At 69.9% G+C, this 16,368-nt stretch carries 16 protein-coding genes; 12 read left to right on the forward strand and 4 right to left on the reverse strand.

From position 1 onward, the window contains the following. Window positions 1-14: 14 nt before the first annotated feature. The gene (locus ID574_RS27225) at window positions 15-1,595 is read left to right on the forward strand and encodes a DUF885 domain-containing protein (protein WP_188191793.1); all 1,581 of its coding nucleotides are present in this window, start codon (window positions 15-17) and stop codon (window positions 1,593-1,595) included. On the opposite strand, the gene ID574_RS27230 is transcribed toward ID574_RS27225, so the two are convergent. Together ID574_RS27230 and ID574_RS27235 are read right to left on the reverse strand one after the other, a co-directional pair. Next, a complete protein-coding gene (locus tag ID574_RS27230; RefSeq protein WP_188191794.1) occupies window positions 1,564-2,199 on the reverse strand; it encodes a class II aldolase/adducin family protein in 636 nt (211 codons plus the stop codon). The genes ID574_RS27225 and ID574_RS27230 overlap by 32 nt on opposite strands. A gap of 37 nt (window positions 2,200-2,236) precedes the next feature. Beyond that, window positions 2,237-2,821: a TetR/AcrR family transcriptional regulator gene (locus tag ID574_RS27235; RefSeq protein WP_188191795.1), complete on the reverse strand. Its 585-nt coding sequence runs from the start codon at window positions 2,819-2,821 to the stop codon at window positions 2,237-2,239. Window positions 2,822-2,867: 46 nt separating this feature from the next. Here ID574_RS27235 and ID574_RS27240 point away from each other — a divergent pair, with 46 nt between their 5' ends. The 9 genes from ID574_RS27240 (at window position 2,868) to ID574_RS27280 (ending at window position 10,801) form a co-directional block, all read left to right on the forward strand. Next, entirely contained in the window at window positions 2,868-3,785 is a 918-nt protein-coding gene (locus tag ID574_RS27240) for a carbohydrate kinase family protein (RefSeq protein WP_188191796.1), read from the forward strand. Further along, the gene (locus ID574_RS27245; RefSeq protein ID WP_188191797.1) at window positions 3,782-4,996 is read left to right on the forward strand and encodes an aminotransferase class III-fold pyridoxal phosphate-dependent enzyme; all 1,215 of its coding nucleotides are present in this window, start codon (window positions 3,782-3,784) and stop codon (window positions 4,994-4,996) included. The genes ID574_RS27240 and ID574_RS27245 overlap by 4 nt, the downstream gene beginning before the upstream one ends. A gap of 154 nt (window positions 4,997-5,150) precedes the next feature. Continuing rightward, on the forward strand, window positions 5,151-6,590 hold the full coding sequence (gene ngcE, locus ID574_RS27250) for an N-acetylglucosamine/diacetylchitobiose ABC transporter substrate-binding protein (protein ID WP_188191798.1): 1,440 nt from the start codon (window positions 5,151-5,153) through the stop codon (window positions 6,588-6,590). Between the two features lie 3 nt (window positions 6,591-6,593). Continuing rightward, complete coding sequence (locus ID574_RS27255) at window positions 6,594-7,508, forward strand: carbohydrate ABC transporter permease (protein ID WP_188191799.1); 915 nt, start codon at window positions 6,594-6,596, stop codon at window positions 7,506-7,508. A gap of 2 nt (window positions 7,509-7,510) precedes the next feature. After that, the gene (locus ID574_RS27260) at window positions 7,511-8,365 is read left to right on the forward strand and encodes a carbohydrate ABC transporter permease (protein ID WP_188191800.1); all 855 of its coding nucleotides are present in this window, start codon (window positions 7,511-7,513) and stop codon (window positions 8,363-8,365) included. A gap of 9 nt (window positions 8,366-8,374) precedes the next feature. After that, on the forward strand, window positions 8,375-8,650 hold the full coding sequence (locus ID574_RS27265; RefSeq protein WP_188191801.1) for a 4a-hydroxytetrahydrobiopterin dehydratase: 276 nt from the start codon (window positions 8,375-8,377) through the stop codon (window positions 8,648-8,650). A 101-nt stretch (window positions 8,651-8,751) separates the two neighbouring features. After that, window positions 8,752-9,324 (forward strand): superoxide dismutase family protein, encoded by a 573-nt coding sequence (locus ID574_RS27270; RefSeq protein WP_188191802.1) that lies wholly within the window; start codon window positions 8,752-8,754, stop codon window positions 9,322-9,324. A 53-nt stretch (window positions 9,325-9,377) separates the two neighbouring features. Then, the gene (locus ID574_RS27275; protein ID WP_188191803.1) at window positions 9,378-10,475 is read left to right on the forward strand and encodes a low temperature requirement protein A; all 1,098 of its coding nucleotides are present in this window, start codon (window positions 9,378-9,380) and stop codon (window positions 10,473-10,475) included. Further along, window positions 10,472-10,801, forward strand: coding sequence for a nuclear transport factor 2 family protein (locus ID574_RS27280; RefSeq protein WP_188191804.1), 330 nt, complete (start codon window positions 10,472-10,474; stop codon window positions 10,799-10,801). The genes ID574_RS27275 and ID574_RS27280 overlap by 4 nt, the downstream gene beginning before the upstream one ends. A 28-nt stretch (window positions 10,802-10,829) precedes the next feature. Here the strand turns inward: ID574_RS27280 and ID574_RS27285 are convergent, their stop codons facing one another. Both ID574_RS27285 and ID574_RS27290 read right to left on the reverse strand, forming a co-directional pair. Further along, a complete protein-coding gene (locus ID574_RS27285; protein ID WP_223167100.1) occupies window positions 10,830-12,299 on the reverse strand; it encodes an ATP-binding protein in 1,470 nt (489 codons plus the stop codon). Between the two features lie 54 nt (window positions 12,300-12,353). Further along, window positions 12,354-13,739, reverse strand: a complete 1,386-nt coding sequence (locus ID574_RS27290) for a serine hydrolase (protein ID WP_188191805.1) — start codon at window positions 13,737-13,739, stop codon at window positions 12,354-12,356. A 164-nt stretch (window positions 13,740-13,903) separates the two neighbouring features. On the opposite strand from ID574_RS27290, the gene ID574_RS27295 reads away from it, so the two are divergent. Beyond that, window positions 13,904-15,634, forward strand: coding sequence for a sensor histidine kinase (locus tag ID574_RS27295; protein ID WP_188191806.1), 1,731 nt, complete (start codon window positions 13,904-13,906; stop codon window positions 15,632-15,634). Beyond that, window positions 15,627-16,304, forward strand: a complete 678-nt coding sequence (locus ID574_RS27300; RefSeq protein ID WP_188191807.1) for a response regulator transcription factor — start codon at window positions 15,627-15,629, stop codon at window positions 16,302-16,304. Before ID574_RS27295 ends, ID574_RS27300 begins: the two co-directional genes overlap by 8 nt. Window positions 16,305-16,368 lie beyond the last annotated feature (64 nt).

The following is a 16,368-nucleotide window of genomic DNA, read 5'->3' on the forward strand; positions in this document are numbered from 1 at the left end:
GATATGGTGCATCGGTGGACGAGTTTCTCAAGTGGTACTTTTCTGACCGTCCTGTCCTCGCCCAGTTCCTGGGGGCGGACGGCTACGATCACACACTTGGCGATTTCACCGCCTCCGCCTGGGCCGCCCGCGAGCGTGAAGAGCTCCGCTGGTTAAAGCGCCTCTCGGCGGCCGAGCCCGCGTCCCCGGACGACCAGATCGACAGAGACCTCGTCCTCTCGCAGCTGAGGGGCTCCATCGCGATGGCGTCCTGGCCAGACTGGCGGCGTGACCCGGCCCCCTACCTCTCGGCGATCTTCAACTCGATGTACACGCCGTTCCAGCGCCGGCTCAAGCCGGAGCCCGAGCTCGTCTCGGCCGCCGTCTCCCGGCTGGCCGAGGTGCCCGGCGTGCTGGCGGCCTGCAGGGCCAACCTGGACCCCGACCTCGCCGCGCCGCTGCTCGTCCAGCGCGGGCTCGGCCAGGCCCGCACCGGCCGCCACTTCCTCACGAAGACCGTCCCCGGCATGGTCGAGGACCCTGAGCTTCGCGCGAAGCTGGCCACCGCCGCCGAGCCTGCCGCCGAGGCGTTCGACACGCTTGTCACGTTCCTGGAGGAGTTCCAGTGCGGCGGCACCTGGCGGATGGGGGAGAAGCTCTACTCCACGCTGCTGCGCGAGCGCGAGCTCCTCGGGTACGGCGCCGCCGAACTGCACGAGAAGGGCAAGGCCGCCTGGGCCGAGCTGGACGCCAGGATGCGCCAGGTGGCGGTCCGGGTCGACGGGAGCGAGGACTGGCGGGCGGCGATGGAGGTCCTCATGGACGACCATCCGCCGACCCTGGCGGACATGCGGGCCGAGTACGAAGCCGAGACCCGGCGGGCCAGGGACTTCGTGAAGGAGCGCGACCTGGTGACGTTCGCCGACGGCGAGGAATGCCACGTGCTGCCGTCCGCCGAGTACGCGCGGCCGATCCTGTCCGTCGCCCACTACCTGGCGCCGCCGCCGCTGAGCAGCTCGCGGACCGGCGTCTTCTTCGTGCCGTACACGCCCGACGACTTCACCCCCGAGCAGGTGCGCCAGCGCCTCCGTACGAACTCGCGGGCCCAGATGCCGTCGATCGCCGTCCACGAGGCGTACCCGGGGCACCACTGGCACCTGTCGTACATGGCGGGCAACTGCCGCACGGTCAGGAAGGTCTTCCGGACGCCGTACTTCACCGAGGGCTGGGCCCTGTACGTCGAGAAGTTGCTGCACGAGCAGGGCTACTTCGACACCCCGGCCACCGAGCTGGCCCACCTGGACTGCCGCATCTTCCGCGCCGCCAGGATCGTCGTGGACACGGCCCTGCACTGTGAGGACATGTCCATCGAGGAGGCGGAGACGTTCATGGCCACGAAGGCGTCGCTGTCGCCCGGCACCGCCCAGGGCGAGGTCAGCCGCTACTGCGCCTGGCCCACGCAGGCGCCCGCCTACCTCACCGGCGCCCTCGAGATCGACCGCATCCGCGCGTCGTTCCGGGGCTCGCTGAAGGAGTTCCACGACCGCATCGCGGGCTCCGGCGGCCTGCCGCTGGGCCTGGCGGCTAGGGTCTGCGAGGGAACCGCGGCGGGTTGAGCGAGCGTTCGACCACCGCGGCGAGCTGCTCCTCCGTCAGGACGGTCGGCTTGCCGACGCCGAGCCCGCGCACGTAGACCTCGCAGAGCCACTCCAGCAGCCGGGTGGCCTCGAACGCCTGCTCCAGCGTCGCCCCGATGGTCACCCCGCCGTGGTTGGCCATCAGGGCGGCCTGCTTGCCCTCCAGCGCCGCCCGCACGTTGGCGGCCAGCTCCGGGGTGCCGTACGTGGCGTACTCGGCGACCTTGACCACGCCGCCGAGCAGCAGCGCGTTGTAGTGCACCGGCGGCAGCTCGGTCATGGTGGTGGCCACGACCGTGCCGAACACCGAGTGCGTGTGCACGACGGCCTGGGCGGCGGTGGTCTCGTAGACCGCCAGGTGCATGGGGGTCTCACTGGACGGCTGCAGCTCGCCCTCCACGAGGTATCCCTCGACGTCCACGATCGGGCACATCTCCGGGGTGAGCTTGTCGAGCGCCGCCCCCGACGGGGTGACCGCCACCAGGTCGCCCTGGCGCACGCTCAGGTTGCCCGACGTGCCGATGACCAGGCCGAGCTCGACGGCCCGCCGTCCGTACTCGCACAGCTGCTCGCGGAGGCTCATAGGCTGGCAATGTAGTCGGTCGTCCGAAATACAGCAATCAGAGCCGGTCGATCGCCTGCAGCATGAGTCGTTCGAGGTCGACCCTGGTCAGCCGGCCCGGATAGAGCAGCAGGTGCAGGCTGAGGCCGTCGACCAGGGCGAGCAGGTGCTCGGTCAGGTCGTCGAGGTTGTCGTCCGTGCGCAGCTCGCCGGCCGCACGGGCCTGGCCCAGCAGGTCGCGTACGACGGCCCGCAGCTCGGCCGCCTCCGCCCGCTGCACCTCGGCCAGCCGCTCCGAGGCCAGGCTCCGGCTCCAGAAGCTGACCTCCAGGCGGCTCTCCTGGGTGCGCTCGGCGTCCAGCGGCAGGTTGTCCAGCAGCAGCTCGCGCAGGGCCGCCAGCCCCGACACGCCCTCGACCTTGCGGGTGAGCCGCGCCCGGATGCGCTGGTGGGACTGGCGCAGCGCGGACAGCAGGATCTCGTCCTTGTCGGCGAAGTAGTGCGCGAGCACCCCGTTGGAGTAGCCGGCCTCCTTGGCGATGGCGCGGGTGGTCGCGGCGTCGATGCCGTCCCTGACGATCACCCGGCGGGCGGCCGACAGCACCTCGCGCCTGCGCTCGTCGTGATCGACGATCTTCGGCATCGAATCCTCCGTTGACTTTTTAGTCGGACGTCTGTCTATTTAGACTATGACTGTCGTCACCGTCGGCGTCCATATCGTCGACATTCTCACCCGGCCCGTCGATCACATTCCCGAGGGCCAGGACACCGTGCTGGTCGACCAGATCCGCATCACCGCCGCGGGCGCCGCCGCCGGCACGGCGGTCGACCTGGTCAAGCTGGGCAACGACGTGGTCACGATGGGCGCCATCGGCGACGACGAGCTCGGCGACTTCCTGCTGATGGTGCTGGCCAAGCGGGGGGTGGACACCTCGCGCCTGGCCCGCAGGGCGGGGGAGCAGACGGCCGCCTCCATCCTGCCCATCAGGTCCGACGGCGGCCGGCCCAGTTTCCACGTCCCCGGCGCGAACCTGTCCGTCACGTACGCCGACCTCGACGCCGACGTGCTGCGCGGCGCGCGGGCGATCCACCTGGGCGGCATGGACGTCACGTTCGGGCTGGGCGACCCGGCCTTCTTCGCCCTCCTGGACGAGGTGCGGGCGGCAGGCACGATCATCACGATGGACCTGCTCTCGGAGATGCCCGACTTATTGGGAATGGCCCGCGCCTTCCTCCCGCACGTGGACTACGTCCTGCCGAACGAGTCCCAGGCCCTTCTCATGACCGGGGCCGCGGACGTCGAGAGCGCCGCCGCGTCGCTCCTGGCCGACGGCCCGCGCGGCGTCCTCGTCACCCTCGGCGAGGAAGGCAGCCTCGTGGTCGCGGAGTCGCTCTCCGAACGCGTGCCGGCCGTCAAGGTCGACGTCGCCGACACGACCGGCTGCGGCGACGCCTACTGCGCCGGCTTCCTCACCGGCCTCCTCCACGGCCACGACGTCCTGACCGCCGCCCGCTGGGGCACGGCCGCCGCCGCCCGCGTGGCCACCGGCCTCGGCTCCGACGCCGGCCTCACCGACCTCGACTCCACCCTGGGAATGCTCACATGAACGACGCCGAACTCCGCCAGCGTGCCGCCAAAGTGATCCCCGGCGGCATGTACGGGCACCTCAACGCCGCCATCTTCGCCCCCGGCTACCCGCAGTTCTTCGAGCGCGCCGAGGGCTGCAGGCAGTGGGACGTGAACGGCCGCGAGTACATCGACTTCATGTGCAGCTGGGGCCCGATCGTGCTGGGACACAAGCACCCGCGCGTGGAGGAGGCCGCCGCCCGCCAGGCCGCGCTCGGCGACTGCCTCAACGGCCCCGGCCCGATCATGGTGGAGCTGGCCGAGCTGCTCGTGGACACCATCCCCAGCGCCGACTGGGCGATGTTCTCCAAGAACGGCACCGACGCCACCACGCAGGCTCTCATGGTCGCCAGGGCCGCGACCGGGAAGACCAAGGTGCTGATGGCGCACGGCGCCTACCACGGGGCCGACCCCTGGTGCACGCCGTCGCCCTCCGGCACGACGCCGAACGAGCGGGCCGACCTCGTCGAGTTCACCTACAACTCCCTGGAGTCGCTGGAGGCCGCGGCGGCCACCGTGGAGGGGGACGTCGCGGCGATCATCGTGACGCCGTTCAAGCACGACTCGTTCGAGGACCAGGAGTTGGTCGAGCCCGCCTTCGCACGCGGCGCCCGGGCCCTGGCCGACCGCCTCGGCGCGGCATTGGTGATCGACGACGTGCGGGCCGGCTTCCGGATCGACCTGCGGGGATCCTGGGAGCCGTACGGGGTGCGCCCGGACCTGACGGCCTGGTCCAAGGCCATGGCCAACGGCTACGCGATCGCCGCCGTCACCGGCACCGACGCCCTCCGCGGCCCCGCCCAGACCCTCTACTCGACCGGCTCCTTCTGGTTCTCGGCGGTCGCGATGGCCGCGGCCAAGGCCACCATCGAGACCCTGCGCGACACCGACGGCATCACGGCCATGGAACGCGCGGGCACGCTCCTGCGAGAGGGCCTGTACGAGCAGGCCAAGTCCCATGGTTTCGTGGTCAACCAGACCGGGCCGGTCACCATCCCGTGGCTCAGCTTCGACGGCGACGCCGACCTGTCCGTGGCGATGCACTGGAGCGACGCCTGCCTGCGCCACGGGGTCTACCTGCACCCCTGGCACAACTGGTTCATGTCGGCCGCCCACACGGAGGAGGACGTCGCCAAGGCCCTGGAGGGCACCGATCAGGCCTTCGCCGAAACCCGCGCCCACTTCGGCTGACCGCCCTCACACCCGGGTGTCCGTCACCGTCGTCTATCTACGTAAGGAGTCACGGCAAGGTCACGGCTCGATTGCACCCTCTTGACGCAGGTCAGGGGCCGTCCGTACCTTCGGGCAAAACGTTTAGGAAACTTTCCTAATCAAGGAGCCCCCCATGACCCACCCGGGCGAGATCACGCGGCGTCAATTGCTCCGCCGCATCGGCCTGACCGCGTTCGCAGCCGGCCCCGGCGCGGGCCTGCTGAGCGCCTGCGCCACCGCGGGAACGGGCGGCGATCCCGCCCCCGCTCCCGCGGTCACGCTCTCCGCGGACCCGAAGAATCCGTTCGGCGTCGACGCCAAGAAGCCGCTCGAAGTGGTGATCTTCAGCGGCGGGTACGGCGACGCGTACGCCAAGGACCTGCACGAGGAGCTCTACAAGAAGGCGTTCCCCGGTGTGACCGTCAAGCACACGGCCACCCAGCAGATCGGCACCCAGCTCCGCCCGCGCTTCGTCGCCGGGGACGCGCCCGACGTGCTCAACAACTCCGGCCCCGAGTCGATGGACCTGGCCGCGCTGGCCGCGGAGGGGCACCTGGCGGACCTGGCCCCGCTGTTCGACGCGCCGTCGGTGGACGACCCGGCCAAGAAGGTGCGTGACACCGTCACGCCCGCCGTGCTCGACAACGCCAAGATCAACGGCAAGGACCTGGTGCTCAACTACACCGTCTCCCACCGTGCGCTCTGGTACAACGCCAAGCTGTTCGCGTCCAAGGGCTGGCAGGTGCCGAAGACCTGGGCCGAGTTCACGGCCCTGGGCGACACGGCGAAGCAGGAGGGCATCCTGCTGTTCGCGTACCCCGGACTGAAGGGCCCGTACTACCAGCTCTGGAACGTCCTCTACACCGCCGCCAAGATCGGCGGCAACCAGGTCATCATCGACATCGACAACCTGGTGGACAACGCCTGGAACGCCGAGCCCATGAAGCAGGCGGTGACGGCGTGGGCCGACATCCAGGCGAAATACGGCGACAAGGCGTACTTCGGCCTCGACCACACCCAGACCCAGATCAAGCACCTGCAGAACGAGGTGCTGTTCTACCCTGTCGGGTCCTGGATCGAGAACGAGATGGAGAAGGACAAGCCGCAGGACTTCGAATACGCCATCGCCCCCATTCCCGACGTCACCGCGGCCGACAAGATGCCGTACGGCGCCATCCAGGTGGGCGTCGGCGAGAACTTCGTCGTGGCCGCCAAGGGCAAGAACCCGCAGGGCGGCCTCGAATACCTGCGCCTCATGCTGTCCAAGGAAGGCGCGCGCGGCTTCACCGAGAAGACCAAGAACGTCACGGTGGTCAACGGCGCCGCCGAGGGCGTGGACCTGCCCGCCGGTCTGAAGAGCGCCGCGAAGGCGCAGGACGCGGCCGGCCAGAACATCATCACCGAGGCCCGTTTCGAGGGCTGGTACAAAGAGCTCTTCGACTACGGCACCGAGCAGATCAACGTGGTCATGGCCGGCCGGATCACCCCCGAGAAGTTCTGCGCCAACATGCAGAAGAAGGCCGACGCCGTCAAGAAGGACGACTCCGTGGCCAAGCAGACGCGGAGCCAGTAGTCCATGGTCAGGCTGCGCCGCTACGGGTTCGTCGCCGGATTCCTCGTCGTCCCCGTCGCCCTCTATTCGGTTTTCGTCATCAGCCCGTATCTCCAGGCGTTCCAGCTCTCGCTGACGAGCTGGAACGGCTATTCCTCGGTGGTGCGCTACGTCGGGCTGGACAACTTCGGCCGGCTGCTCGCCGACGGGGTCTTCTGGCAGGCACTGCGCAATCACGGGCTCCTGCTGCTCGTGCTGCCGATCGTGACCATCGTCATCGCGCTGTTCCTGTCGTTCCTGCTGAACCTGGGCGGGGGCACGCGCGGCGCGGGCATGAGGGGCGTCTGGGGGTCGAGGTTCTACCGCGTGGTGTTCTTCTTCCCCCAGGTCCTCGCCGTGGCCGTGGTCGGCGTGCTGTTCCAGGCGGTTTACCGGCCGGATGAGGACGGCGTGCTCAACGGCGTGCTCGCCAGGCTCGGCGCGGAGCCGGTGGGCTGGCTCACCGAGCCGGGGCTGGCGCTCTGGTCGATCATCGCGGTCATGGTCTGGCAGGCGGTCGGGTTCTACGTCGTGCTCTTCTCGGCCGGGATGGCGGCCATCCCCAAGGACTACTTCGAGGCCGCGGCGCTGGACGGCGCCGGGCGGGTGCGGCTGTTCTTCTCGATCACGCTGCCGCTGCTGCGCGACACCGTGCAGGTCGGGTGGATCTACCTCGGCATCGCCGCCTTCGACGGGTTCGCGCTGATCCAGGTGCTGGCGGGGGACAAGGGCGAGCCCGACGGCGCCACGACGATCCTGCCGGTCACCATCTACAAGACCGCCTTCGCCTACAACAAGGTCGGCTACGCCTCCGCGATGGGCGTGGCGCTGTTCTTCCTGACCGTGACGTTCGCCGTGCTGACCCTGCGCACGATACGGCGAGAGAAAGTCGAGCTCTAGAGATGACCGCGCGTGACACGGGCAGGCCGCGGCTGGGCGTGCTCAACGGACTCTCCCACGTGGCGCTGGCGGTCTGGGCGCTGCTGATCGCCCTGCCGTTGCTGTGGACGTTCCTGGCGTCGTTCAAGACCAACACCGAGATCTTCGGCGACCCGCTGCAACTGCCGGGCGCGGTGCGGCTCGACTCGTGGGGGCGGGCCTGGGACAAGGCCCACATCGGGCAGTACATGCTCAACACGGTCGTCGTCGTGTTCTTCGGTACGGCGGGGACTATGGTGTTCGGGTCGATGGCGGCGTACGTGCTGGCCCGCTACCGGTTCGTCGGCAGCAGGCTGATCTACTACTACTTCGTCGCGGGGCTGGCGTTCCCGGTCTTCCTGGCGCTGGGGCCGCTCTTCTTCGTCGTCAGGCAGTTCGGCCTGCTGAACTCGCACGTCGGCCTGGTGCTCGTCTACATCGCCTATTCGCTGCCGTTCACGGTGTTCTTCCTGGCGGCGTTCTTCCGCACGCTGCCGGACGCCGTCGCGGAGGCGGCGCTCATCGACGGCGCCTCGCACACCCGCACGTTCTTCCAGATCATGGTCCCCATGGCCCGGCCGGGCCTGATCAGCATCACCATCTTCAACGTGCTGGGCCAGTGGAACCAGTACCTGCTGCCGCTCGTCCTGCTGGCCGGTGACCCGGACAAATGGGTCATCACCCAGGGCATCGCCAAGATCTCCACGCTGGCGGGATACGAGGCGGACTGGCCCGGCCTCTTCGCCGCCCTGAGCATGACCATCCTCCCCGTAATGATCGTCTATATCGTCTTCCAGCGGCAGATCCAGTCCGGGCTCAGCTCGGGGTCGCTGAAATAAGGTGAGGCCATGGACGTCGAGAGCAAGCTCAAAGACCTGCCCGAATGGCGGCGCGAGGGCGACGAGATCCGCCGCACGGTCAACGCGCCCGACTTCCCCACCGCCATCCGCATCGTGGACGAGATCGCGGTCAAAGCCGAGGAGCTCAACCACCACCCCGACATCGACATCCGCTGGCGCACGCTGCACCTGGCGCTGACGACCCACGACCAGGGCGGCCTGACCGACCTCGACTTCCGGCTGGCCGCCATCATCGACGACATCGCGGCGAAACACGGCGCTTGACCGACATCCCGCCAGATACTCTCCGTGTCGGTCCGGTCACTCGTTAGAGTGGTGCCCTGTCGCAGCCCTGCCTGCCGCGGCCCGGACCTTGGGGAGTTCTCATGCGCGTGCCCACGTTCCTGTTCGTCCTGCTCGGCGTCCTCGCCGCCACCGGCACCGCCGCCTGCGCGGGGCCGCCCGCCCCGCGCCAGGAGGCCCTCGGTTCGCGCGCCGCCTCCCCGGACGGCCAGCTCTCGCTGTCCGCCTCCGGCGACTTCAGCCCCGGCGACACCGACGCCATCGTCTACGACCGCAAGCTGGCCCCCGAAGGATCCCAGGCCAGCGTCACCGTCGAGTCCGGTGACGGCAAGACCCGGACCTCCCTCGTCGTCGAGGGGTTCCTCCCCAACCGCCGCTACGGCGCTCACATCCACACCAAGCCGTGCGGCACGAAGCCGGAAGACTCGGGCCCTCACTACCAGCGCCACCCCGGCAAGATCGATCCGACCAGCGAGATCTGGCTCGACCTCACCACCGATGGCGAGGGTGCGGGTCGCTCGACCGCCCGCAACGACTGGACGCTCGACCCGGACAACCTGCCCCGGTCGCTGGTGATCCACTCCCAGCCCACCGTCACCAGCGGCCCGAAAGTCGGTCAGGCGGGAGAGCGCGTCGCCTGCCTCACGCTAGGCTGAGCCTGCCCGAGAGGGCATAATTACATAATTACATAGCGGAGGTACGAGAACCTGTGACCAACAGCCGTCAGTGGCAGCCACCCCGATTAAGGCTCTTCGAGGCCGCGCACCGCCGCGCCACCTGGCTGGAGCTACTCTACGACCTCGCCTTCGTCGTGGCGGTCGCGGAGCTGGCCGCCGTGCTCGCCGGAGGCGACATCCTGGTCTTCGTCGGGTTGTTCATACCGGTCTGGTGGGCCTGGGCCGGATACGTCTTCTACGCCAACAGGTTCGACACCGACGACGTCAGCCACCGGCTCCTCGCACTGCCCCAGATCCTGGCGGTCGCCACCATGGCCGCGAGCGCGGGCGACATCAGCGCACGTTCGGGGCTCTTCGCGGTCTCGTACGCGGTGGCCAGGGTGCTGCTCATCGTCGCCTACGCCCGCGCCGGCCGCCACGTGCCCGAGGCGCGGCCGCTGGCCGTCCGCTACATCGCCGGCTTCTCCGTGGCCGCGGTCATCTGGCTGGCCTCGCTCGGCGTCGAATCGCCGTTGCGCTACTGGTTCTGGGCCGTCGCCGTCGTGATCGACCTGGCCACGCCCCTGCTGGCACGGGGGCACCAGGGCAAGCTGCCGCCGCAGAGCGAGCACCTGCCGGAGCGCTTCGGCCTGTTCGTGGTGATCGTGCTGGGCGAGGTCGTCGCCGCGGTCGTCACGGGGCTCAAGGGCCACGACATCACGCCGGGGACGCTCGCGATCGCCCTGGCCGGAGTGGCGATCGCGATGGGCTTCTGGTGGCTCTACTTCGGCCACCTGGACGAGTCCGTGGTCCTGCGCACCAAGCTGGCCGGCCAGGTCTGGGTCTACTCGCACCTGCCGCTGTCGCTCGGGCTGGTGGCGTTCGGGATCGGGATCGAGCACGCGATCGCCCACCCCTCCGGCACGAGCTGGTCCGTCGGGGTGCCCGCCGCCCTGGTGTTCGCCGTGCTCGGCCTGCAGCATCTGTGCTCGCTCGACCGCCGCGCCGGCGGCATCCGCCTGGCCGTCGCCGCCCTCACGCTCGCCACGTCCGCGCTGCCCACCGCGGCGGCGCTGCCTCTCATCCTCGTGTACGCGGCCGCACAGGTGGCGTACGACCTGCTCCGCCCCCAGCCGGAAGGTGCCGCATGACCGCCAAGGACCTGTTCGACCGCCAGCTGGCCGCCATCGCCGACGGGGACCTGGAGGCGCTGCTGGCCCAATACCACGACGACGCCACCGTGGTCCGCTTCGACCGCGTCGCCCGGGGCCCCGCCGAGATCAGGGACCTGTTCACCGCGTACCTTTCGGCGAAGCCCCAGGTGGACGAGATCGTCTCGCTCCAGGTGACCGAAGACGTGATCTTCTACAACGCGGTGATGACGATCGGCGGCAATCACGTCACCACATACGGCACCCTGGTGATCAGGGACGGCCGGATCTGGCGCCAGACCGCCGCCGCCCTCCCGCTTTCCTGATCGCCTTGAACACCGGCTCCGCGCGGGCTCATTCGCCCGCGTAGAGCCGTTGGAGATCCACCAACTGCACCCGCCCTCCGCTCTTCGCGGCGGCGTCCTGGAGGGCGGGCATGAAGCCGGCGGCACTGAAAAGCAGGATGACCTTGGGCTCCTGCCCCCGGGTCTTGAGGGTGGCCGCGATCTTCTCCATCCGCTCGAGATGCGCCATCCCGAGCGTGTCGCCCCACTTGGCTTCCCCGATGGCCAGAAGATTCTTGTCTTCGTCCATCGACACGACATCAACCTCGTGGCTCGTGCGGGAGGAAGTGTCGTAGACGACCCCGGACAGCACGTCGGTGGCCAAGCCCCCGAGCGTCTCCTCTGCCGCCATGTCGCGCGCCCAGGTCTTGCACATGTCCTCGAAGACGGGCCCGGCCACGGCGCTGCGGAACCGCGGTCGAGCGCCTTTCCAGATGCGTTCGGTACGACCTGGGCGTACCCGTTCGAGTGCGCCGTACGCCGGTCTCATGATCGCGTGGTAGAAGCGGACCAGCGGCTCGGTGATGCGGTAGGTGGAGCGGTTCTGCCGGAACGCGTCGGGCTCGCTGGTGAGCAGACCTGCGCCGGCGAGGACGGTCAGATGGTGGGAGATGTCGGTCGCCTTGCGCTCGAGCCTGCTCGCTATCGAGCCCCGTGTGCAGTTTCCCTCGGCGACCGCGGCGAGCACCGTGTGATAGAGGCCGGTGTCCCGGAGCGTCGGGTCTTCCGCCAACAGGAATCTGACCTCCCTGAAGAGAGGGCTCACTGGATTGAGCACGTGCTCGATCACCCAGGCGTCGAAGTCCTCCACGCGTGCGGGCGCTGCTCCGCCGAGGTATTCGGTCTTGTAGGCAGGCGTGCCGCCCAGGACCAGGTAGACGAGCGCGGCAAGGCGTGGATCGTCGAGCCCCCAGAACTCCCTGGCCAGGCGGAAGTCGAAGGTTGGCACGGTGAGTTCCATGCCGGCTCGCCCACGGAGAGGCGCCGATCCCGTCAGCAAGTTGCCCATGAACGAGATCGACGATCCGCAGAGCAGGATCCGCGCACGGGACTCGCGGCGTTCCCTGCGTCGCGGTGACAGCGCGCGTTGGATCATCGACGGCAACTCCTGTGCGCCGCGGACCGTGTAAGGGAACTCGTCGAGGACCACGGGAATGGGGCGGTCCTTGCCCAGCGCGAGCAGGCTGTCGAGTGCGTCGTCCCAGTTCGTGAGGTGGATGGGACCGGGAGCGCCGATATGCCGGCCCAGTGCTTCGCCGAGTTGTCTGCGTGATTCCTCGGCCGAAACGACCTCCGTCGCTGCAAAGTAGAAGCCTCCCGTGGCCTCGCACAGGGCGTCGAGGAGGAATGTCTTGCCTTGGCGTCGACGGCCGGACACGACGCCCAGCTTCGCTCCGGGCTGCTCGTCGAAGACGAAATTGGTGAGCTGCGTCCACTCCCACGTGCGGTCGAACATGTCGGCGGGCTTGGGAATCTGCATCGGCGCCTCCTAGGAGCGCAATTATAATAAGTGCGCTCCTAAGAAGCTGCGGGTTCAGGAGCCTTCGGCCAGCGCGAACGCGCCCCTGACCAGTGCGAGCAGTTCTGTCCCCGCCTGTCCCTCGTCCATCGGCGCGCCCGGATCGACCGCCATCGCCGTCACCACGTACGTCCTCCCGCCGGAGGTGCGGGCGAGGAAGCTCAGGTCCAGCACCCCCGGCTCCGACCCGCCCTTGTACCACACGGCCGGCCACCGCCCCCGGTCCAGCCCGAGCCCGGCGTCGTTGATCGACATCACCTCGCCGACGCGCGGGTCGCGCAGCTTCGCCAGCCGCGCATATGCCTCGCACACGTCGGCGGGGGAGCCGTACCACTCGATCGTGTCCAGCTCGCGCGGCTGGGTCCACGGCTTGACGGCCGACAGCGGGACCTCGGCCACGACCTCCTTCAAGTACGCGCGCTTGCCGGCCGTGCGCAGCGACAGGTAGCGCTTGGCGTGCTTCGGATGGTCGGCGCCCTTGAGCACGAACATCTCCCGCGTCGTGAGCAGGGGCACGTTGCGCTTGTCCGGAGCGCCCCACGCCCGCATCGTCCGCTCGACCCTCTTCCGTCCCACCTTGTGGATCAGCAGGTCCGTGGCCGTGTTGTCGCTGATGGAGATCATCAGCCTGGCGGCCTCCAGCACGGACACCTTGCTGTGGTCCGGCCGGTCCTGGAGCTGACCGCTCGGCAGGCTCTTCACCTCCGGAGTGACCGTGAGCTGCGTGTCCCAGCCGAACGCGCCGCTCCTGATGCGCTCGGCCACCGCGCCCAGCACGTACAGCTTGACCATCGAGCCGAGAGGGCGCGCGGTGTCGTGGGCGACGGCGTGCGCGGGACGGCAGTCGCCGCCCCTGGTCACCTCGGCCGCCACGAAGCCGGTCTGCGGCGCGACCTTCCGCAGCCGCTCGTCCAGCTCGGCCCAGCTCTTGGGGGCGGGTCTCTCGGGGGTGGGCGCGCGGAACCGCAGGCCGTCGATCAGCCCCGCGCCGTCCACCGACAGCACCACCTCGTACGGGGCGCCGCCCGCCACGATCCGGGCGACCAGCGCCCTTTCCTGCGACCGCGCGATCTGCTCCAGCCGCATGTCCTTGAAGTTCGCGAGCACCTGGTTGATCTGGGCGGCCGGGATGTTCTCGAGGAAGCCGGCGGCGAAGTGCGCGGCCAGCTCGCTGTCCGCGATCGGCGTGCGGCCGGCCGCGTCGAGCAGCCAGCTCAACTGCCGGCCCGCCGGTGTCTCCGGGATCACTGGAGCGACGGAGGTCCGGGCGGAGGTGGCCTGGATGGAGGTCGCCGGGGCGGAGGTGGCCTGGGCCGGCACGGGCTGGCCCACGCAGGCGGCCAGCGCCGCCGTCACCGTGGCCGTGGCCAGGAGGCGGGCGGGCTTGGACGGACTGTTCATGGAAGGTCTCTCCTTCGGCAACGGGTACGCCCTTCCCAGGCAATCGGAGCCCCATCCCGCGAAGCCACCCGGCGGGCCGCCGTTCTGGCAGGTGCGGATGACCGCCGGACATATGCGGCTAACCTCATAGACGCCGTTCCGGCCTGCGACGACGATGGGAACCTATGAGTTCCAGGCTGACGGCCGCGGTGCCGGCGCTGATCGCGGCCGGATGCGTCGTGGCCGGCGCTCTCCTGGAGAGCGGCCTGCCCGCTCCGGCGACGCAGTGGTCGTACATCGCGATCGGGGTGACCCTGCCCGCGCTGGGCTGGCTGCTGGCCTCCAGACGTCCCGACGTCCGCTTCGGCCGGCTGCTCCTGATCAGCGCGCTCGGTCTCGGGCTCGGCACGCTGGGCGTGGGGCTGTCCGCTCGCGGCGCACAGCCGGAACTCCTCATGTCCGTCCTCATCCCCGGATACGCCGTCTTCTACGGCACGATCTGGATATTCATCCCACTGCTGTTCCCCGACGGACGACTGCCCTCGCGCCGCTGGCGGCCCGTCGCGTGGATCTCCGGCGTGGCGATCGCCGCGCACGGCATCGGATTGGCGCTGGTCGGCTACACGCCTTACAGCATGCAGCCCCTGCCTCGGTCAGGTGCCGGGCTGATCGCGCTGCTCGTGGCCGGGGCGGCGCAGTTCATCACGTGGATCATGGCGGGGGTGGTGTTCTGCGGGCTCGTGGCACGCTGGCGGCGCAGCGCGCAGGCCGAACGCGGGCAGTACGCCTGGGTCGTCGGCGGTGCGGCCGTCAGCCTGGCCGGTGGCGTGCTGCTCGTCGCGTCCGGGTTCGGCGGGGTGGCGGGCGTGGTCGGGCTCATGGCCATGCTCGGGGCGCTGCCCGCCGCCATCGGCGTGGCGATCGTCCGGCATCGGCTGCTCGACCTCCGGGTGGGGATCCGGGGATCGCGGCTGCACCTGGTGTTCGACCTGCGGCCCACGGTGGACGAGGTGCTGTCCGACCTCGGCACGGCGCTCGACGACACGCCCGAGCCGGTGGAGCAGCTCGGCCGGCTGGCCGCGGCCGTGCGTGCCGGGCTGGAGACCAGGTGGGCGGCCGTGACGCTCGCGGACGGGACCCGCGTGGTCGCCGGCCGCGAGGACGGCCCGGCGGCGCTGACCGTGCCGGTACGCGGCGGGCTCGGCCGCATCGAGTGCGGGCCCAGGACGGCGGGCCGGCTGACCCGCGAGGACCGGCGGCTCCTGGAGGCGCTGGCCGTGCCCGCCGGGCTGGCCATCCAGAGCGCCGGCCTGGTGACCCGCCTGGTCAACGCCCAGGAGGCCGAGCGCAGGCGCATCGAACGCAACATCCACGACGGCGTGCAGCAGCAACTCGTCGCGCTCATCGCCGGGCTGGAGCTGGCCCGCGCCACGGGCGGCGGCCCGGACATGCTGGCCCACCTGCGCGAACAGGCCCGCCAGACGCTCGACGACCTGCGCGAACTGGCGGCCGGCATCCACCCGGCGGTCCTCAGCCAGGGCGGCCTCGTGGAGGCCGTCGAGGAACGCTGCTCGCGGCTCCCCGTGCACACCACCGTCACGTCCGGCCCCGGGCTGCGTTCGCGGCGCTTCGCCGACCAGATCGAGGGCGCGATGTACTTCACGGTCAGCGAGGCCGTCGCCAACGCGCTCAAACACGCCGCCGCCACGACCATAGGAGTACGGCTGTCGCACGAGAACGGCCGCCTGCGCGCCACGGTCACCGACGACGGCAAGGGCTTCGACCCGCACGCCGCCGCCCACCGCGGGCTGGCGACGCTGGCCGACCGGCTGGACGCCCTCGGCGGCGGCCTCGACCTCGACAGCGAGCCGGGAAAGGGGACTCGGATGAACGCGTGGGTGCCGGTCGATGGGTGAACGGATCCGCACGGTGGTGGCCGACGACCACTACCTCGTACGCGAAGGCACGCGGCGGCTGCTGGAGACGTCCGGCGAGGTGACGGTCACGGGCGCGGTCGGCACCCCCGACGAGCTCATGGACGCGGTACGCCGGCTCGCCCCCGACGTCGTGATCACGGACATCCGCATGCCCGGAGGGGAGTGGCGCCCCGGCTTCGAGGGCATCGACGCCGCCCACCGCATCCGGGCCGCGCATCCACGGACCGGGGTCGTGGTGCTGTCGCAGTTCTCGGACGCGCTGTACGCGTTCGAGCTGTTCAAGCACGGGACCGAAGGCTACGCCTACCTGCTGAAGGACCGCGTGGGCGACCTGGACGAACTGCTGGGCGCCATCAGGGCCGTCGCCTCGGGCGGGTCGGTGATCGACCCCAAGGTGGTGGAGGGCCTGCTGGCCCGGCGGGACGTACGCGGGCAGCGGGAGGAGCTGACGCCGCGGGAGCGCGACGTGCTCCGGGAGATGGCGCACGGCCGTTCGAACTCGGCCATCGCCCGCGCCCTGCACCTGTCGATCTCGTCGGTGGAGAAGAACGTCAACTCCATCTTCGCCAAACTGGGCCTGGAGAACAGCGGCGACGTGCACCGCCGGGTGGCCGCGGTCCTCGCCTACCTCGGCCCCGACAGGTCCTGAACCCGGCGGGGTGTTTAACGGACGCCGATGGAGTCAGAGGAGTCGTTGGCCGAACCGAGGGGGA

This window comes from Nonomuraea sp. SYSU D8015, assembly GCF_008065375.1.
GTDB lineage: Bacteria > Actinomycetota > Actinomycetes > Streptosporangiales > Streptosporangiaceae > Nonomuraea.

Excerpts from the sequence above, each read along its gene's own strand:
- ID574_RS27290 (WP_188191805.1), bottom strand. The coding sequence starts at position 13,739 with ATGAACAGTCCGTCCAAGCCCGCCCGCCTCCTGGCCACGGCCACGGTG.
- ID574_RS27265 (WP_188191801.1), top strand. The coding sequence starts at position 8,375 with ATGGACGTCGAGAGCAAGCTCAAAGACCTGCCCGAATGGCGGCGCGAG.
- ID574_RS27235 (WP_188191795.1), bottom strand. The coding sequence starts at position 2,821 with ATGCCGAAGATCGTCGATCACGACGAGCGCAGGCGCGAGGTGCTGTCG.
- ID574_RS27270 (WP_188191802.1), top strand. The coding sequence starts at position 8,752 with ATGCGCGTGCCCACGTTCCTGTTCGTCCTGCTCGGCGTCCTCGCCGCC.
- ID574_RS27280 (WP_188191804.1), top strand. The coding sequence starts at position 10,472 with ATGACCGCCAAGGACCTGTTCGACCGCCAGCTGGCCGCCATCGCCGAC.
- ngcE (WP_188191798.1), top strand. The coding sequence starts at position 5,151 with ATGACCCACCCGGGCGAGATCACGCGGCGTCAATTGCTCCGCCGCATC.
- ID574_RS27295 (WP_188191806.1), top strand. The coding sequence starts at position 13,904 with ATGAGTTCCAGGCTGACGGCCGCGGTGCCGGCGCTGATCGCGGCCGGA.
- ID574_RS27230 (WP_188191794.1), bottom strand. The coding sequence starts at position 2,199 with ATGAGCCTCCGCGAGCAGCTGTGCGAGTACGGACGGCGGGCCGTCGAG.
- ID574_RS27260 (WP_188191800.1), top strand. The coding sequence starts at position 7,511 with ATGACCGCGCGTGACACGGGCAGGCCGCGGCTGGGCGTGCTCAACGGA.
- ID574_RS27285 (WP_223167100.1), bottom strand. The coding sequence starts at position 12,299 with ATGCAGATTCCCAAGCCCGCCGACATGTTCGACCGCACGTGGGAGTGG.
- ID574_RS27240 (WP_188191796.1), top strand. The coding sequence starts at position 2,868 with ATGACTGTCGTCACCGTCGGCGTCCATATCGTCGACATTCTCACCCGG.
- ID574_RS27300 (WP_188191807.1), top strand. The coding sequence starts at position 15,627 with ATGGGTGAACGGATCCGCACGGTGGTGGCCGACGACCACTACCTCGTA.
- ID574_RS27255 (WP_188191799.1), top strand. The coding sequence starts at position 6,594 with ATGGTCAGGCTGCGCCGCTACGGGTTCGTCGCCGGATTCCTCGTCGTC.
- ID574_RS27245 (WP_188191797.1), top strand. The coding sequence starts at position 3,782 with ATGAACGACGCCGAACTCCGCCAGCGTGCCGCCAAAGTGATCCCCGGC.